Source organism: Glycomyces luteolus (genome assembly GCF_027622875.1).
In the GTDB taxonomy this organism is placed as follows: domain Bacteria; phylum Actinomycetota; class Actinomycetes; order Mycobacteriales; family Micromonosporaceae; genus Glycomyces; species Glycomyces luteolus.
This window is the reverse complement of sequence record NZ_JAPZVP010000014.1, coordinates 125676-141720: the sequence shown is the minus strand read 5'-3', so window position 1 is coordinate 141720 and position 16045 is coordinate 125676. Positions and strand designations below refer to the sequence as shown.

The window sequence follows — 16045 nt, the reverse complement described above, 5'->3', positions numbered from 1 at the left end:
TTAAAACCACCTCTCGCCCCCCCCCCCCCCCCCCCCCCCCCCCGGCCGCCGCCCCCCCCCCCCCCCCCCCCCCCCACTTCAGCCCCGTCTACGGGAGCCTGGTCAGCTCGATCATCGCCGAGGCGTAGTCGGCCGGGTCGAGTCCCAGTTCGAGTCCGTGCGCGGCGAGGATCGCGCCGTGGTGGACGCGGCCGGTGCGCTCGTCCCGGTAGCGGGCGTCAAGGTCGAGACCCTGGAGCTTCAGTAGCGGGTCCGGGTAGGCGAACGCCCGGGACCGGCGCCAGACCAGGACCACCGTCTGGTCGCCCCGGTCGTACTGGACGCCCGTCACGGCCCCGGCCCGCAGCGGGCGGCGGCGGCCCAGCTGCACGGCAGGGCGGATCCGCTTGTAGTCGGCCACCAGCTCGGCGCCGCGCGCCTGGTCCTCATCGCTCCAGATCCGCAGGTCCCCGCCGACGGCGAGCACCCCGGCCATCGCGACGTGGAAGCGGAAGTCGAGCGGTACTTCCCTGCGCGTCAGCGGGTTCGGCGAGTCGGTGACCCACGCGCCCATGACCCGCGCCGGGTAGACCTGCGCGAAGCCGTCCTGGATCGCGATCCGGTCCACCGCATCGGTGTTGTCCGAGGTCCACACCTGGTCGGTGCGGCGCAGGATGCCGAAGTCGACCCGGCCGCCGCCGGAGGAGCACGACTCGATCCGCAGGTTCGGGTGATCGGCGCGGAGCCGGTCGAGGATCGCGTAGAGGTTGCGGGTGTGGTCGAACCAGAGCCGGTCCGGGTCGTCCGAACCGGGCCAGCCGGCCTCGGTGAAGGGCCGGTTCATGTCCCACTTGACGAAGTCGATCTCGTTCCGGCTCAGCAGCTCGTCGAGGCGGGCGTGGATGTAGTCGGCCACGTCGGGGCGGGCCAGGTTGAGCACCAGCTGCTGGCGCACTTCGCTGCGACGGCGGTGCGGCTGGTGGTAGACCCAGTCCGGGTGGGCCCGGTACAGGTCCGAATCGGGGTTCACCATCTCGGGCTCGACCCAGATCCCGAACCGCATCCCGCATCCGTGGACGTGCTTGATCAAGGGCCCCAGTCCGTCCGGGAACCGGTCGGGGTTCGGGGTCCAGTCGCCGAGCCCCGCCCGGTCGTTGACGCGCGCGCCGAACCAGCCGTCGTCCATGACGAACAGCTCGCAGCCCATCGCCGCCGCCCGTTCGGCCAGACGCATCTGGTCCTCGGCGGTGAAGTCGAACTCCGTGGCCTCCCAGGAGTTGTAGAGGACCGGCCGGACCTCCTCGGGATGCGGCAGGACGTGGGCCAGCGCGTATTCGTGCCAAGCGCCTGCGGCCGAGGCGAAGCCGCCTTCGGTGTGCAGCCCGGCGGCGATCGGGGTCTCAAGCGTCTCGCCGCCGCCGAGGCGGATCGCGATCGGGTCGTGGCCGAAGCCGGCCGAGACGACCACGCTGCCAGTAGGTCCCTTCTCGACGGTGATGCGCCAGGTGCCGCTCCAGGCGAGCGCGGTCGACCAGACCGGGCCCGAGGTCTCGGTGGCCTCGCCGTCGTCGATGGCGACCCACGGGTTCGCCTGGTGGCTCGTCACCCCGCGCCGGGAGCCGATCACGGTCTCGCCGTACGGGATCGTGGTGCGGGTGAGCTGCGTTTCGGCGCCCCACTCGCCGTGGAGCTGGCTCAGGCGCGGGGTGTCGAGTCCGGGTACGACCCAGCTCGCCGAGTCGGCGCGGACGACCTCGATCGGCTCGGTCCCGGTGTTGCGCAAGGCGAGTGTTCGTTCGATGACGTCGGAGCCGGGGTGGCTGCGGTAGCGGGTGCGCACTTCGAGCGGATAGTGCCGGTCGGTGAAGACGAAGGTCAGGTCGCCGTCGCCCTCGATCGCCTCGGTGAAGGCGAGTTCGAGGTCGCGCGTGCCGTCGCTGAAGCGGACCTGGAGGCCGTTGTGGCCGTACTGGAATGACGACGCGGCGCCGAGGTCGAAGCGGGGCTCGCGGCCGATGACGGGCCGGAACGGGGATTCCGGCAGGTCGAGGAGGGCCAGCGCCTGTTCGGGGCTCAGCCTGGGTCCCCAGTGGAGGCCGCGGAGCCGGTCGTGTTCGTCCACGGCCACGACGTAGCTCGTGTTCGGCGTGTCGATGGTCCAGAGGCGGGGTTCATGCGCTGGCATGGACGTCCTTTCAGAGGTTCAGGTGTTCGGTGGTGGTGCCGGTCGTGGTGAGAGCCCGCCCCACTGGATGGGGCGGGCTCTCGGGAGCGCCTGGGGCTAGTTCAGGAGCGGCGCGATTTCGAAGTGGTCGAAGTCGGCGGTGCGGCCTTCGCGGTCGCCGATCTCGGTGTACACGCCGGGGTTGCCGATCTCGATGGTGTTGGTGCCGGGTTCGAGGTCGACGATGAGCGGGTAGGACCAGAAGTCGTTCCAGCTCCAGGTGCCGCGCATGGGCACGGTGGTGACGGCTTCGCCGTTGACGGTGAACTCGGCGTAGCGGGAGATGATGTTGGTGTTGTAGGCGTGGCCGCCGGTGCGCTCGTCGTTGGCGTAGTGGACGAGCAGCAGGTGCGGCCCGGCCTCGTCGGCTTCGACGGTGAGGGTGGCGGTGTTGCCTTCGCCGCCGCCGACGCCGGTGACGGCCTGGCCGCCGGTGGTCCAGGGGTTCTCGGTGAGCGCGGCGGTACCGGCGAGTTCGACGTCGGCGGCCGCGATCTGGGTGAAGCCCTCGTCGCCGCCGTCGCCGGTGACGGTGAGGTCGCGGACGTGGAGTCCGCCTCGCCCGGCGGCGCTCAGGGCGATCCGGTTGACGCCTTCGTGGAGGGCGAGGGTCTGCTCGTCCTCGAGTTCGAAGGCGATGCCCTCGCCGTGCGGGCCGAGGACGGTGAGCCCGCCCTTGCCGTCGGCGTCGGCGGCGACCTCGTAGTAGCCGTCGGCCGGGGCGTAGACGTCGAAGACGACCTGCTCCTCGCCGTTCACGGTGACGCCTTCATCGCGGCCGTATTCGTACTCGGCGTCGCCTTCGGTGCGGGCGAGGACTGCCGAGTAGGTGTGGGTGTCCACTACGGACTGCGTGAGGTCGATCTTGTCGATTCCGGCTTCGCCGTATGCGGTTCCGGCTTCGGTGTCGCTCTTGGCGAGTGCGAGGGTGTTCCGGCCGGCTTCGAGTTCGACCTGGACCGTGACCTGGCCGCGCGAGCCCCACTGCATGGTCGAGGGATAGGTGACGGTGGCGGCGTCGCCGCCGTTGACATTGAGGAACTGCTCGGTCGGCGAGGCACCTTCGGCGAGGTTGCGGCCGTAGGTGTTGCCGTAGGTGACGGTGAGGTCGTACGCGCCAGCCTCAGGCACGTCCACAGTGAACTCGACGCGGCTGTCCGCCTGTGCCAGCGAGCCGACGCTCTTGCCGCCGGAGGCGGGGAAGCCGAACGGGTTGGAGGCGCTGCCTTCGTTGTAGACGGTGCCCGCGGTGATCGCCGCGTTCTCGGCCTCCCAGGTGCCCGTCCAGGGGACCTCGATGTGGTCGGCGGTGCCGGTGCCAGGGGTGAGGGTGATCCAGTAGGCGGACATGGGGTCGAGGCCCTCGAGGGCGATGCTCGCCGCGCCGTTCTTGGTGGGGCGCAGGGCGATCTGGTCGATGGCCTGCGGCGCGGCCGAGGAGCCCTCGTTGCCGGTCCAGGCGATCTCGTGGACGGTGGCGGTGACCTTGCGGCCCAATGCGAGGCCGGTGAGATCGACGGTGAAGTCGCCGGAGCCGCCGCCGAGGAGGATCTGCGCCTGGTCCTTCGACTCGTCGTAGGTGGCGATGCCCTGGAGGGTGTCGATCGCGTTGTCCTGCGGCGGGGTGACCAGCGCGGTCTGGCCGGTCATCTGCGAGTAGGTCTTGAGGAACCACCAGCCGCCGTTGGGGACGTTGGTCTGCGGGGCGTTGCCGGAGAGGCCGCCCGCGGCGGTCCAGTAGGCCATGTCGGCGAGCGCGTCGGTGTCCTCGAACATCGCGGCCCATTGCACCATCTGGCCGGGCATCCCGAAGTCGCGGTTGTTGCCGTACTCGTTGATGTTGATCTGGCGCGGTTCGATGCCGAGTTCGGCTTCGAGCGCCCGGTAGTTCGCCTCGTTGTTCGCGTAGTAGCGCAGCGAGTCCGGGGAGAGCTCGTGCCAGGTGATGACGTCGGGGACGGTGCCGGCCTCGACGACGTGCTCCATGAAGTCGCGCATGAAGCGGGCGTCGTAGTGGGATTCGTTGGGCCCTGCGATGGGCGTGTCCGGCGCGATCTCGCGCAGGCGCTCGTAGGCGAGGTCCCAGTCGTGGAAGAAGCGGGCGGTGGCGCCGTCGTAGTCGGCGCCGCGCGAGTACCAGATCCAGTTCGGTTCGTTGAAGGGCACGTAGACGAGCCGGTCGGCGTGCTCGGAGGCCTCCATGGTCGGCACGACCTCCTCCTCGAGTTCGTCGAGGTAGGCGTCGATGCCGGGGTTCTTATAGGGCCAGTCGGGGTACCAGTCCTGGAGGTTGACGAAGGCGTCGCCGCCGTCGTGCTCGGCGAGCGCGGCGAGGACGTCGTTCGCGTCGCCGTTGGGGTGCTGGGTGCCGCCGGTCGGCTTGGGGGCCATCGAGGACATGTGGAGGGGGTCGAGGAGGTTGTCGCCGGGCACGCCCGCCTCGGAGATGCCGTAGAGGGAGCCGACGGCGCCGTGGTTCGGGGCTCCGGTGAGCTGTCCGAAGTCGACGGTGAGGACGGGGGTGTCCTGGCCTTGGGCGGGTGCGGCCGCGAGACCGGTGAGGAGGCCGGTCACGGCGGTGGCCGCCAGGCCTCTGCGGAGGAGTGGATGCATTGCAGCCCTTTCAGTTGTCGTCATTGACGCGGGGGTCCGGAGGTCTCCCGTACGACGAGTTCGGGTGACCGCCAGGAAGGACGGGGATCGGGGCCGCCTTCGAGCTTGTGTCGCAGGAGTTCGAAGGCGCTGCGGCCGACGCCGCGGAAATCGAGGTCGACAGTGGTCAGACCGGGGACGTGGTAGGCGGCCATCGGGCTGTCGTCGCAGCCGATGACGCTGAGGTCGCCGGGGATGCTGCGCCCGGCGCGGTGGGCGGCGTGGAGGACGCCGAAGGCGAGGTCGTCGTTGCCGCACATGATCGCGGTGACCCCGGGGTCGGCGACGAGCTCGGCGGCGGCCTCGGCCGCCGACCCGATCGTCCAGCCCGACTGGACCACTTCGGGCGGTTCGATCCCCACCTCCGCCAGCGCCTCCGCCCAACCGTCCTGGCGTCGCGCCTTCCCCGGCATGGCGAGGTAGTGCACGGTCCGATGCCCCATGGACAGCAGGTACCTGGTCGCCCGCTTCGCGACGACGCGGTCGTCGAGCGGGACGAGCCAGTCGGCGGCACCGGGTTCGCGGCTCAACTGGTCGTCGCCCGTGGCGACCACCGCGCCCGGCTGGGCCTTTCTGAGGATGCGCCGGGCCTGGGTGGTGGTCTCGTCGTGGGCTATGACGATCGCGGGGGCGCCGTCGTGGGAGAGGCGGCCGAGGATGTCGCCGTCGGTGTAGGTCTGCTCGGGATCGAGCACGGAGATGAGCACGGTGAAACCGGCGGCGCTGGCGGCGTCCTCGATGCCGCGCAGCGTCTCGGCCGTGCCGTACAGGGAGGTGTCGAAGGTGAAGACGGTGACCGACCGCACGGCGCCGCCGGCGAGCGTGCGGGCCGACCGGTTGGGCCGGTAGCCCAGGTCGGCGATCGCGGCTTTGACCCTGGCCCTGGTGGTGTCGGCGACCATCGGGGCGTCGTTGATGACGCGCGAGACGGTCTGGTGCGACACCCCCGCCTGCTTGGCCACGTCGAAGATGCTCACAGGTTTGGGTCCGGCGGCGCTCATGCTGTCGGTTGCCTTTCGGTTCGGGTGCGGCTATTCGGCGTTGGCTATGGCGACGACAGCCTCGGCCGCCGCCTGGGCGTCCTTCTGCCCCAGCCAGACCTGATTGAACTCGTCCATTGCGGCGGTACCGAAGGCGGCGTCGTTCATCGAGAGCGGGTAGCCGGTGGTGGTGCCTTCGGCGGCGGTCTGGAAGCCCGTCACGTCGATGCCCTCGCCGGCCCAGTAGTCGGCGAAGCCCTGGTTGAGGGAGCTGATGCCGGGCCAGACCGAGCCCATGCCGGTGGCGATGGACTGGGCCTCCTCGGAGCCGAGGAACTTGACCAGTTCCCAGGCCTCGTCGGGGTGCTCGGTGCCCGCGTAGATCGCGTTGGAGAGGCCGTTGATGACGGTGCCGGATCCGACGGGGCCGGACGGGTTGTCGGCGACCGCCCACGAGCCGGGTTCGAGACCGTCGCGGTAGAAGCTGAGCATCCAGGACCCGTCGAGGGTGGTCGCGGCCTGGCCGGGGACGACGTAGTCGCCGGGGACGCCGCCGTTGGGCTGGTTGGTGGATTCGGCGGGGACGGCCACGTGCCACTTGTTGTAGAGGTCGGCGGTGAACTGGATGGCCTCGACGCATTCGGGGGCGTCGATGGCGTAGTCGCCCCAGGGTTCGGTCTGGAGGGAGCAGCCGTTCTGGACCGCGTAGTTCCACCAGTCGGTCTGGCCGGTGTTGGAGGACATCGCTGTCCCGTACTGGACCACGTTCTCGGGGTCGAAGTCGGGGCTCAACGCGTTGTTGCCGTTGCCGTCGACCGTGAGCTTCCGGAGGAACTCCACATAGGTGCCGCCGTCGACGGGGTTCCATTCGAGGTCGTTCACGGTGGCCGGGTCGATCCCGGCGGCTTCGAGCGCGTCGAGGCGGTAGACGAGGGCGATGGAGTCCCAGTCCTTCGGGAGGCCGTACTGCTCGTCCTCGTACTGCCAGGAGTTGTAGAGGTTCTCGGGGTAGATCGAGGGGTCGACGCCGTCGGCCTCGATGTCGTCGGTGATCGGCAGGAGGACGCCGTTCGAGGCGTAGGTCGGGAAGCGCGAGACGTGGTTCCAGAACACGTCGGGGGCTTCTTCGGCCGCGAACTGGCTGTCGAGCCCGGCCCAGTAGTCCTCCCAGGGGTTCTGCTCGAGTTCCACTTCGATGTCGGGGTGCTCCTCGTTGAAGGCCTTGATCATGGCCTCCAGCGCGGGCCGCTGGTTGTCGTCCCAGAAGGCGTATCGCAGCGTCACCGGGCCGTCGTCGTCGCCGCCGCAGGCGGCGAGTCCGGCGGGGAGGGCGAGCGCGAGGGCGGCGAGGGCCGCCGTGCGCGTCTTGTTCATGCCGTTTTGCCTTTCGTCGTTGAGAGGTTCGGGCGTCACTTCATGCCGCTGAGGGCGATGGAGCGGACGATGTGGCGCTGGAATGCCAGGAAGACGGCGACCAGCGGGAGGAGCGCCATGGTGGAGGCGGCCAGGATGAGGTGGTACTCCTGGTTGAACTGGGACTGCATCTGGGCGATGCCGCGCGTGATGACCCTGGTGGACTCCGAGTGGGTGATGATGAGCGGCCACAGGAGGTTGTTCCAGGTGTTGACGAAGCTAATGATCGCGAGGGTGCCGAGGATCGGCTTGGCCATGGGGACCATGACGCGCCACAGGATCGTGAACGTCCCGGCCCCGTCGATGCGGGCGGCGTGCTCGATCGATTCGGGGATGGTCTTGAAGTACTGGCGCACCAGGAACACCCCGTAGGGCATCAGGAAGCCGAACACGAACGGCAGGATCAGTCCGATGTGGGTGTCGACCAGGCCGAGCTCGCGCACGATGATGAAGGTGGGCACGAGGGTCACGATCTGGGGCACCATCAGGGTCGCGATGTAGGCCCAGAACAGCTGGTCGCGGCCGGGGAAGTCGAGCCGCGCGAACGCGTACGCGGCGAGCGTGGAGAACACGAGCTGCCCGATCGTGACCGCCACGGCCACGATCACCGAGTTCACCACGAACGTGGCGAAGTCGTAGCGGCTCCACACCTCGGAGAAGTTCGAGAACACCGGGTTCACCGGAAGCGCCCAGGGTTCGGAGGTCAGGATCTCCTGTTTGGACTTGAAGGCGCCGTTGAGCGTCATCAGGTACGGGCCCACCGAGATCAGTGCGCCGAGGACCAGCACCAGGTAGAGCGGGATCTTCTTCATGCGTTGGGCCCTAACTGAAGTCGTAGGTGGTGCGTTTGCGGAAGAACGCGGCCTGCGCCAGGGTGATGAGCGCGATGATCGCGAAGAGGACCACCGCGAGCATCGACGCGTATCCGGCGTTGCGCTGCGTGAACGACTCCAGGTAGATCTGGTAGTTCAGCGTCGCGGTGGACCCGGCGGGGCCGCCCGCGGTCATCACGTGGATGGTGTCGAAGACCTGGAACGAGCCGATCACGCTGGTGATGAGCACGAACAGCATCGCCGGGCGCAGCAGCGGCAGCGTGATCGTGAAGAACCGGTGCAGCGGCGATGCGCCGTCCACATCGGCCGCTTCGTAGAGCTGGGCTGGGATCGCTTGCAGCCCTGCGAGGAAGAACAGCATCGTGTACCCGGTGTACTGCCAGACGTTCACCGAGGCGATCACCGGCATGGCCCAGGTCGAGTCGGTCAGCCAGGCCGCGCCGTCGATCCCGAACAGGTCGAGGAAGCGGTTCAGGGCACCGAACTGCGGGTCGAAGACCCAGCGCCAGATCACGCCGAGCGCCACCGGCATCGCCATCCACGGCAGCACGTAGATCACGCGGAAGGCGTTGCGGGCCTTGATCTTCGCGTTGAGCGCCAGCGCCAGCAGCAGGGCCAGGACGGTCTGGGCGGGGATGTTGAGGAGCACGTAGTAGAACGTGTTGCCGATCGACTGGAGCGCCCGCTCGTCCCCCGCCAGCTCGCGGTAGTTCTCGAGGCCGATGAACTCGGGGTCGGACAGCAGGTTCCAGTCGTAGAAGCTCAGGAGGACGACGATCACGATGGGTGCGATGAGGAAGACGGCGAAGCCGAGGATGCTCGGGGCGAGCATCGCGTAGGCCTCGAGGGTCGCGTGCGGCCTCGGGCGCTGCCGGGTGCGCGGTCGTGGAGCGGAGTCGGGCAGTGTTGGCATGGCACCTGGCCAGTCGCGTAGGGGGCGGATGCCAGGAAATGTTAGCGCTCACGGTTGATACACGTCAATATCTCGATTGATTTTACCGGAGAATCCGTGAGCGCTCACAGCCCTGCGGCGCACGGACGACCGCGGGAGGACCCCGGGCCGGGCTGCGAGTTCCGCCCCGGGGTGCGTTCGTCGTGGACGAGCCGGATCTAACTATACTATATCGATAGGATATGTAGATCATTTGATGCGGAGCACCCTGTGAGCAGCGAACACCTCTGGTACATCCCCAACCAGGCCCGCCCCGGGCACCGCGGCGACGACGTCGTCGAAGGCCACAACAGCCTCGAGACGCTCACCGCCCAAGCCGAAGCCCTTGAAGCGCACGGCTGGGGCGGCGCGCTTCTCGGCACCAGCTGGGGCAGGCCCGACACCTTCACCGTCGCCACGGCGCTGGCCGCGCGGACCACCACCTTCAAACCGCTCATCGCGATCCGGCCCGGATACTGGCGGCCGGCCAACTTCGCCTCGGCGGCCGCCACCCTCGACCACCTCACCCGCGGCCGCGTGCTCGTCAACATCGTGTCGGGCCAGGACGGTCTCGAAGCCTACGGCGATGCCGAAGGCGCGCAGGCGGACCGCTATGCGCGCACGAAGGAGTTCCTCCAGATCGTGCGGCGGCTGTGGACCGAAGACCACGTCACCTACCACGGCGAGCACTTCAGCGTCACGGATTCGAGCCTCGAGCTGAAACCGGTCGCGAACGGCGAACGCCGCCATCCGCGCCTCTACTTCGGCGGCGCCTCTGCGGCCGCCGAGCGGGTCGCGGCCGCAGAGGCGGACGTGCAGCTGTTCTGGGGCGAGCCGCTCGACGGGGTCGCCGAGCGCATCGACCGGCTCAAGCAGCTCAGCGCGGAGCTCGGCCGCGAGCACGCCCCGCTCGAATTCGGCCTGCGCGTCACCACGCTCATCCGCGACACCACCGAGCAGGCCTGGGCCGACGCCGAAGCCAGAGTGGAGCGGATGGCGAACGCCGACAAGGCGGCGCCCGACCACGACTGGCGGAAGGCCACCGGCCAGCGGCGCCTGCTCGACCTGGCCGCGCGCGGCGACGTGCTCGACGACAACCTCTACACGGCGCCCGGCAGGGTGGGCGGCGGCGGCGCGGGCACCACCTGGCTGGTCGGATCGGCCGAGGACGTGGCCGCGTCGCTGCGCAAGTACGAAGCGCTCGGCGTCAGCCACTTCGTCCTCTCCGACACCCCGTACCTGCCCGAGATCAAGCGCCAAGGCGACCAGCTCCTGCCGCTCCTGCGCGACTGAACGCGGCTATTCGAGCAGTTCCGCGTCGTGCTGCTCGAAGAGCCGCCGCATCGCGTCAGGACCGCGGTCGGTCGCGGCGTGGATCGCGTTGATCAGCGCATTCGTCTTGGCGCCCATGACGAGCAGGTAGCGGGCCGGTTCCGGCCGCGGGTTCCAGAACGTGTGGGCGGTCCCGCCGGGAACGATCGCGGCACCGCCCGCGGGCACTTCGACCTCATCGTCGCCGATGCGCACGGCGAGCATCCCTTCGAGCACGTACCACGCCTCGTCGTCGCCGTGGCGGTGCAGCGGCGCCTGGTATTGGCGCGAACCGTCGGGAACGCCGTCGGCCTCCCACTCGGCGAGCACCAGGTCGGCGCCGGGCGGCGCGAGGGTCTTCCCGCGCAGATGCGGTTCGAACGAATCCGGAACGGACATGGGCTCCACCTACTTCGAGCGGCCGGAACCTGCACCATAGCGAACCCGGCGCGGCGCGCGCGGTCACCGGCGCAGCGCCGCGGCCTTGCGGTCGAAGCCGCTCAGTCGGTTGACGGTGAGGACCGCCCAGGCCGCGAGGGCCGGGAGGAACAGCACGAGATTCGCGCCGAAGACCGGCAGTTGCGTTGCGGCCAAGGCGATCACGAGCACGGCGAGATGCGCGAGCGGGGCCAGCGGGCGGGCCGCCGCGGCGTGGAGGGCGAGGGTGAGGATTTCGAGTGGGGTCCCCTCGGCGCCTTGCAGCGAAGCGCTGCAGACGGCGACCGCCGATACCGCGACCAGTGCTCCCCCGGCCATGACGGCGAGGAACGGGACGTCGCTCCCTCCGTACAGCGCCGCGTTGTACCCCAGCGGCAATGCGATCAGTGCGACGCCCGCCCACAGCCAGCGCAGGCGCACCGCGCCGGTCGCGAAGTCCCGCCAGAACCGCCGGAAGACCCGGCCTTGGTAGCCGCCCTCGATGAGGAAGCCGCGCATCCCGGCGAGGACCGCGTACGCGCCCGGTCCGATCGGGAGCGCGGCGAGCACGCCGAGCCAGATCCCCGCGTGGGAGACGCGGCCGGAAGCCTGGTCGACGATGATCGCGGGCAGCGCGGTGAGCAGGAACAGCGCCGAGACCGCGAAGTACTGGAAGACCGCGAGCAGGACGCGGGAGAGCCGCCCGTCGTAGGCGAGCAGTCCCCGCGTGGCCCCCGTGGCGCTCATCCCTTCACCGCCCCGATCGACATGCCCTTGATGAAGTAGCGCTGGAACGCGGCGAAGAGGAGCACCGAGGGCACGGTGGCGACGATCGCGCCGGTGTAGATGAGCTCCCACTGGGAGGCCATGAGACCGGACATGCGGCTGAGCGCCACGTTGATCGTCCCGGCCGAGGAGGCGTCGAGGAACACCAGCGGGATGAAGAAGTCGTTCCAGAGTCCGAGCGCCTGGATGATGACGAACGCGGAGGTCACGGGCAGGAGCATCGGGAACACGATGGACCAGAAGGTGCGCAGGCGTCCCGCGCCGTCCATGTTCGCGGCCTCCTCGATCTCGCGCGGCACGCCCTTGATGAAGCTGCAGTAGAGCAGCACGCCGAACGCGGCGGACCCGCCGAAGTGGACGAGCATGACGCTGGTGAGGGTGCTGTAGAGGCCGATCTCGTTCATGGAGGTCACGAGCGGGATCATCCGCACTTGGAACGGGATCATGAGCCCGGCGATGAACAGCAGGTAGATCCACCGGCCGGTGCGGCCGCCGACCCGCTCGATCCCGTACGCGGCCATGGGGACCAGGGCCATCAGGATGGCGAGCGTCCCGACCGTGATGATGAGCGTGTTGAGCAGCGCCTCGCCGTATTCGGTGGTCTGGAAGAGCGTCACGTAGTTGCCGAAGTCGAGCGAGGTCGGCAGTCCCATGGGGTCCTTGGTGATGTCCGCGTAACCGCGGAAGGAGTTGAGGAGCGCGTACAGCACCGGGAAGGAGACGGCGAGCACGAGGATCGAGAGCACGGCCATGACGACCACCTCGCCGGGGGTGAGGCGGCGGCGCTCCTTGGCGCGCTTGGACGACACGTTGGTCACGCTTGGATCTCCCTGCTGCGCATGTAGCGGTTGGCGATCACCGTGGTCGCCATGACCACGATGAACAGGACGACGGCGGCCGCGCTGCCGTACCCGGCGCGGTACTCGCCGAAGCCGACCTTGTAGATGAAGAACGCCATGGTCTCGCTGACGAACCCAGGCCCGCCGAGGGTGAGCACCATGACCTGGTCGAAGATCGTCCACCCGGCGATCATCATCAGGGTCATGTTGACGGTGACGGCCCCGGCGAGCATCGGCCAGGTGACGTAGCGGAACACCTGGGCGCGCGAGGCGCCGTCGATGCGGGCGGCTTCGACGAGCTCCTGCGGCACCGACTGGAGGTTCGCGAGGTAGATGAGGGTCGTGTTGCCGCCCAAGGTGAAGCAGATGATGAACAGCAGCACGCCGATCACGATGTCGTGATCGCCGAGCCAGTCGCGGGTCTGCGCGTCGAGTCCGAGGCTCTTGAGGGTGGCGTTGACGGCGCCGAAGTTGAAGTTGAGCACGTACTTCCAGATGGTGGCGGCGATGAAACCGCTGACCAGGGCGGGGAGGTACACGATGGTGCGGAAGAACCCCTGGGCGTGGTGCAGCTTGTCGAGCATCATCGCCACCGCGAGGGCGATCAGGTTGACGATCAGCGCCGAGCCGAGGCCGAGGACCAGGGTGTTCCTGACGGCGTTCCAGAACCGGTCGGCGGTCAGGATGTCCTCGTAGTTGCGCAGGCCCACGTACTCGAAGGTGGGGCTGATGCCGTCCCAGTTCGTGAGGCTCAGCTGGATCGACTGCAGCGAGGGCACGATCATCATGAGCGCGTACAGGATCGCCGCGGGAGCGATGAACAGGAGCATCGCGACCCGCTGCCGGTCGAAGCGCCGGCGGCGGCCCGGAGCGGGCAGGGCGGCGGGCGGGGGCTCGGCCGGAAGCGCCTTGACGAGCACTTGCTGGTCGGTCACTGGTCGTCCTCTCTGACGGTTCGGGCGGCGCCCCGGGGTGGGCGCCGCCGGTGGCGCGGCTAGCCCTCGGCCATGTTCTTCTCGAATTCGCTCTGCGACTTCTCGATGAGCTCGTCGATGGTGATCTGGTCGTCCATCATCTCGATCCGGCTCTGGCGGAAGAAGGTCTGGAACGTGCTGTGGTTGGGGTTGGTCGGCTCGTTCTCGTACCAGGCGAGCTTCGGGTTCTCCAGCAGTCCGAAGTAGTCGGCGGCGCCGGGGATCGAGTCGTTGCGCTTGACCTCGGCGGCGTTCTTGATGTTCGGGGAGACGACACCGGTGGCCTCCATGAGGTTGCAGGCCTCGACGGAGTAGTAGTACTCGAGGAACTCGACGGCGGCCTCGTACTGGGCGCCGTCCTCCTCGGCCTGCTTGGAGATCGCGATGCCGGAGGCGGTGTCGCCGTTGACGGAGTTCTTGAGCACGTTGATGGTGCCGTCGTCGGCGGGGATCACGAAGAGCCCCGCGTTGTAGTCCGGGTCGACCTTGGCGATGTCGTTGAGCCGCCCGAGCCCGGCGGAGGAGGTCGCCATGACCGCCTGGCCGTTGACAAGGAGCGTCGAGGTCTGCGCGTCCTGAGTGGACTGCCAACCGTCGAGGGCGTAGTTGTCCGTGATGGTCTTCAAGCGCTCCATGGGCTCGCGCAGGTCCGCAATGGTCGCCTCCCCGGCCTCCACGGTGTTCCAGAAGCCGCCGCCCTCGCTGAACTGCGCGAACGTCGGCGCGGCCAGCGGCTTCCAGATCTGGTCCGAGGGCCAGATCTCGGCGGCGGCCATGGCGAGCGGGACGTCCCCGTTGGCCTTGATCGCGTCCAGGAGGGCGATGAACTCGGCGTAGGTGGTCGGCACGGTGAGGCCGTTCGCCTCGAAGTAGTCCTTGTCGTAGACGATGTTGAACCCGATCTCGCCGTTCAGGGCGGTGCTCGGGACGATGTAGACGGAGCCGTCCTCGGAAGGCGCGTACACCTCGTCGCTGAGCAGGGCGGTGACGCTCTCGGGGATCGGCGCGATCTTCCCGGCCTCCATGTAGGTCACGGTGTCGCGCATGTCGACCAGGGCCGGCCAGTTGCCGGTGGCGTCGACGGTCTTCAGGGCGGTCGCGTAGTCGGTGCCGGCGGGCAGGGGCTCGGGCTCGACCACCACGTTGTCGCTCTGGGCGTTGAACGCCTCGGTGACGGCGGCGACGACCTCGTTCCAGGTGGCGTCGCCAGTGGCGTAGAGGAACCGGATCAGGGTCTTGCCGCCGCCGTCGCCTCCGGCCGAGGGGCCGCACGCGGCGAGCGCCGGTGCGGCGACCGCGGCCGCCGCTCCGGCCTTGACGACCGTGCGACGCGAGAGGTTGACGCCGGAGCGCTCCGTCCCAGTGCTCATGGGTTCTCCTTCAGGGGTGCGCGAGTGGGCTCGCAGTTTTCAGGGACCGGGGATAGAAACCGGATTCTGTGAGACTAGGTGAGCGCTGTCACGAGCGCAAGCCGAGTTTGCCGAATCGTTACACGCTGAGGTCGAGACAGTTGCAACTGGCAGCGAATGAGCAGGTGAACGGCACATTTCCCAGAGTTCGCAACGCAGCCTCCTACTACCTCGACAAAACCATCGGGGTCCTTTACAGTAGAAATCGATTTCTATAGGAACCGTTCGGAGGACCCTTCTCGTGGCCGATCTCCCCAAGACGCTGTTCGCGATGGACCCGGTGTTCACGCCGCAGCTCTTCCCCGAGCCGCTCATGCGCCGGCTCGGCGCCGTGCTCGACATCGACCCCGGAACCGTGGTCGAGCGCTTCGACGGCCCCGGCTCGGACGAGGCCCTCGCGAACGTCGAGGTGATCGTCTCCGGCTGGGGCGCACCGGCGCTCGACGCGGCGGTCCTGGACCGCGCCCCGAGGCTGCGGGCGGTGCTGCACGCGGCCGGCTCGGTCAAGGGCCATGTCAGCGCGGAGGTCTGGGCGCGCGGCATCGAGGTCACGTCGGCCGCGGGCGCGAACGCGCTGCCGGTCGCCGAATACACCCTCGGCGCGATCCTCATGGCGGGCAAGGGGATCTTCAACCTCCGCGAGCGGTTCCGCAGCGAGCGGTCCTTCGAGCTCGGCTACATCCACCCCGAGGTCGGCAACTTCGGCGTCCGCGTCGGCCTCATCGGGGCCTCGGCGATCGGGCGGCGGGTCATCGAACTGCTGCGGCCCTTCGACTTCGAAGTGCTGCTCGCCGACCCCTACGTGAGCGAGCACGAAGCCGCCGAACTCGGCGTCGAGCTGGTCGACCTCGACCACCTCGTCTCGCAGGCCGCCGTCGTCAGCGTCCACGCCCCCGACCTGCCCGAGACCCGCCACCTCATCAACGCCGAACGCCTCGCCGCGATGAAGGACGGCACCGTTCTCGTCAACACCTCGCGCGGCCGCCTCGTCGACACTGACGCGCTCGTCGCCGAGCTGCGCACCGGCCGCCTCGCGGCCGTCCTCGACGTCACCCACCCCGAACCGCCGCCGCACGACTCCGCGCTGTTCGACCTGCCGAACGTCTTCATGACCCCGCACGTGGCGGGCTCACAAGGGAACGAACTCGCGCGTATGGGATTGTTCATGGTGGAGGAAGCCGAGCGCCTCGCGGCCGGGCTGCCGCTGGCACATCGCGTGGACCCCGAACTCCTCGGGAGGCGGGCGTGACCCCGGTGTCGTGATCTAGCCTGGTGAACGTCCGGACACGAAAGGGGC

The 16045-nt window shown here is 68.9% G+C and carries 13 protein-coding genes; 2 read left to right on the top strand and 11 right to left on the bottom strand.

Features of this window, described 5'->3' with window-relative positions; all coding sequences use genetic code 11:
• Positions 1–88: 88 nt before the first annotated feature.
• The 6 genes from O1R50_RS17720 to O1R50_RS17695 form a co-directional block, all read right to left on the bottom strand.
• Entirely contained in the window at positions 89–2164 is a 2076-nt protein-coding gene (locus O1R50_RS17720) for an alpha-galactosidase (protein ID WP_270111475.1), read from the bottom strand.
• A 96-nt stretch (positions 2165–2260) separates the two neighbouring features.
• A complete protein-coding gene (locus O1R50_RS17715; protein ID WP_270111474.1) occupies positions 2261–4816 on the bottom strand; it encodes a carbohydrate-binding protein in 2556 nt (851 codons plus the stop codon).
• Positions 4817–4836: 20 nt separating this feature from the next.
• On the bottom strand, positions 4837–5856 hold the full coding sequence (locus O1R50_RS17710; protein WP_270111473.1) for a LacI family DNA-binding transcriptional regulator: 1020 nt from the start codon (positions 5854–5856) through the stop codon (positions 4837–4839).
• Between the two features lie 30 nt (positions 5857–5886).
• Positions 5887–7209 carry an ABC transporter substrate-binding protein gene (locus O1R50_RS17705; RefSeq protein WP_270111472.1) on the bottom strand — a complete coding sequence of 441 codons (1323 nt, stop codon included), beginning with the start codon at positions 7207–7209 and terminating at the stop codon, positions 5887–5889.
• 35 nt (positions 7210–7244) lie between these two features.
• A complete protein-coding gene (locus O1R50_RS17700) occupies positions 7245–8060 on the bottom strand; it encodes a carbohydrate ABC transporter permease (protein WP_270111471.1) in 816 nt (271 codons plus the stop codon).
• A gap of 10 nt (positions 8061–8070) precedes the next feature.
• Positions 8071–8994 (bottom strand): carbohydrate ABC transporter permease, encoded by a 924-nt coding sequence (locus tag O1R50_RS17695; RefSeq protein WP_270111470.1) that lies wholly within the window; start codon positions 8992–8994, stop codon positions 8071–8073.
• A gap of 249 nt (positions 8995–9243) precedes the next feature.
• Between O1R50_RS17695 and O1R50_RS17690 the strand changes: the two genes are divergently transcribed.
• Positions 9244–10305 carry an LLM class flavin-dependent oxidoreductase gene (locus O1R50_RS17690; protein ID WP_270111469.1) on the top strand — a complete coding sequence of 354 codons (1062 nt, stop codon included), beginning with the start codon at positions 9244–9246 and terminating at the stop codon, positions 10303–10305.
• Between the two features lie 6 nt (positions 10306–10311).
• On the opposite strand, the gene O1R50_RS17685 is transcribed toward O1R50_RS17690, so the two are convergent.
• The 5 genes from O1R50_RS17685 to O1R50_RS17665 all read right to left on the bottom strand — a co-directional run bounded on the left by O1R50_RS17685 (position 10312) and on the right by O1R50_RS17665 (position 14709).
• The gene (locus O1R50_RS17685; protein ID WP_270111468.1) at positions 10312–10722 is read right to left on the bottom strand and encodes a cupin domain-containing protein; all 411 of its coding nucleotides are present in this window, start codon (positions 10720–10722) and stop codon (positions 10312–10314) included.
• Positions 10723–10785: 63 nt separating this feature from the next.
• Positions 10786–11487, bottom strand: a complete 702-nt coding sequence (locus O1R50_RS17680) for a hypothetical protein (protein ID WP_270111467.1) — start codon at positions 11485–11487, stop codon at positions 10786–10788.
• Positions 11484–12344 (bottom strand): carbohydrate ABC transporter permease, encoded by an 861-nt coding sequence (locus tag O1R50_RS17675; protein WP_270111466.1) that lies wholly within the window; start codon positions 12342–12344, stop codon positions 11484–11486. The genes O1R50_RS17680 and O1R50_RS17675 overlap by 4 nt, the downstream gene beginning before the upstream one ends.
• Entirely contained in the window at positions 12341–13300 is a 960-nt protein-coding gene (locus O1R50_RS17670) for a carbohydrate ABC transporter permease (RefSeq protein WP_270111465.1), read from the bottom strand. Before O1R50_RS17670 ends, O1R50_RS17675 begins: the two co-directional genes overlap by 4 nt.
• A 59-nt stretch (positions 13301–13359) precedes the next feature.
• Positions 13360–14709 (bottom strand): ABC transporter substrate-binding protein, encoded by a 1350-nt coding sequence (locus O1R50_RS17665; protein WP_270111464.1) that lies wholly within the window; start codon positions 14707–14709, stop codon positions 13360–13362.
• A gap of 280 nt (positions 14710–14989) precedes the next feature.
• Between O1R50_RS17665 and O1R50_RS17660 the strand changes: the two genes are divergently transcribed.
• Entirely contained in the window at positions 14990–15997 is a 1008-nt protein-coding gene (locus O1R50_RS17660; protein WP_270111463.1) for a hydroxyacid dehydrogenase, read from the top strand.
• The last annotated feature ends 48 nt before the right edge of the window (positions 15998–16045 follow it).

Excerpts from the sequence above, each read along its gene's own strand:
- O1R50_RS17720 (WP_270111475.1), bottom strand. The coding sequence starts at position 2,164 with ATGCCAGCGCATGAACCCCGCCTCTGGACCATCGACACGCCGAACACG.
- O1R50_RS17715 (WP_270111474.1), bottom strand. The coding sequence starts at position 4,816 with ATGCATCCACTCCTCCGCAGAGGCCTGGCGGCCACCGCCGTGACCGGC.
- O1R50_RS17710 (WP_270111473.1), bottom strand. The coding sequence starts at position 5,856 with ATGAGCGCCGCCGGACCCAAACCTGTGAGCATCTTCGACGTGGCCAAG.
- O1R50_RS17705 (WP_270111472.1), bottom strand. The coding sequence starts at position 7,209 with ATGAACAAGACGCGCACGGCGGCCCTCGCCGCCCTCGCGCTCGCCCTC.
- O1R50_RS17700 (WP_270111471.1), bottom strand. The coding sequence starts at position 8,060 with ATGAAGAAGATCCCGCTCTACCTGGTGCTGGTCCTCGGCGCACTGATC.
- O1R50_RS17695 (WP_270111470.1), bottom strand. The coding sequence starts at position 8,994 with ATGCCAACACTGCCCGACTCCGCTCCACGACCGCGCACCCGGCAGCGC.
- O1R50_RS17685 (WP_270111468.1), bottom strand. The coding sequence starts at position 10,722 with ATGTCCGTTCCGGATTCGTTCGAACCGCATCTGCGCGGGAAGACCCTC.
- O1R50_RS17680 (WP_270111467.1), bottom strand. The coding sequence starts at position 11,487 with ATGAGCGCCACGGGGGCCACGCGGGGACTGCTCGCCTACGACGGGCGG.
- O1R50_RS17665 (WP_270111464.1), bottom strand. The coding sequence starts at position 14,709 with ATGAGCACTGGGACGGAGCGCTCCGGCGTCAACCTCTCGCGTCGCACG.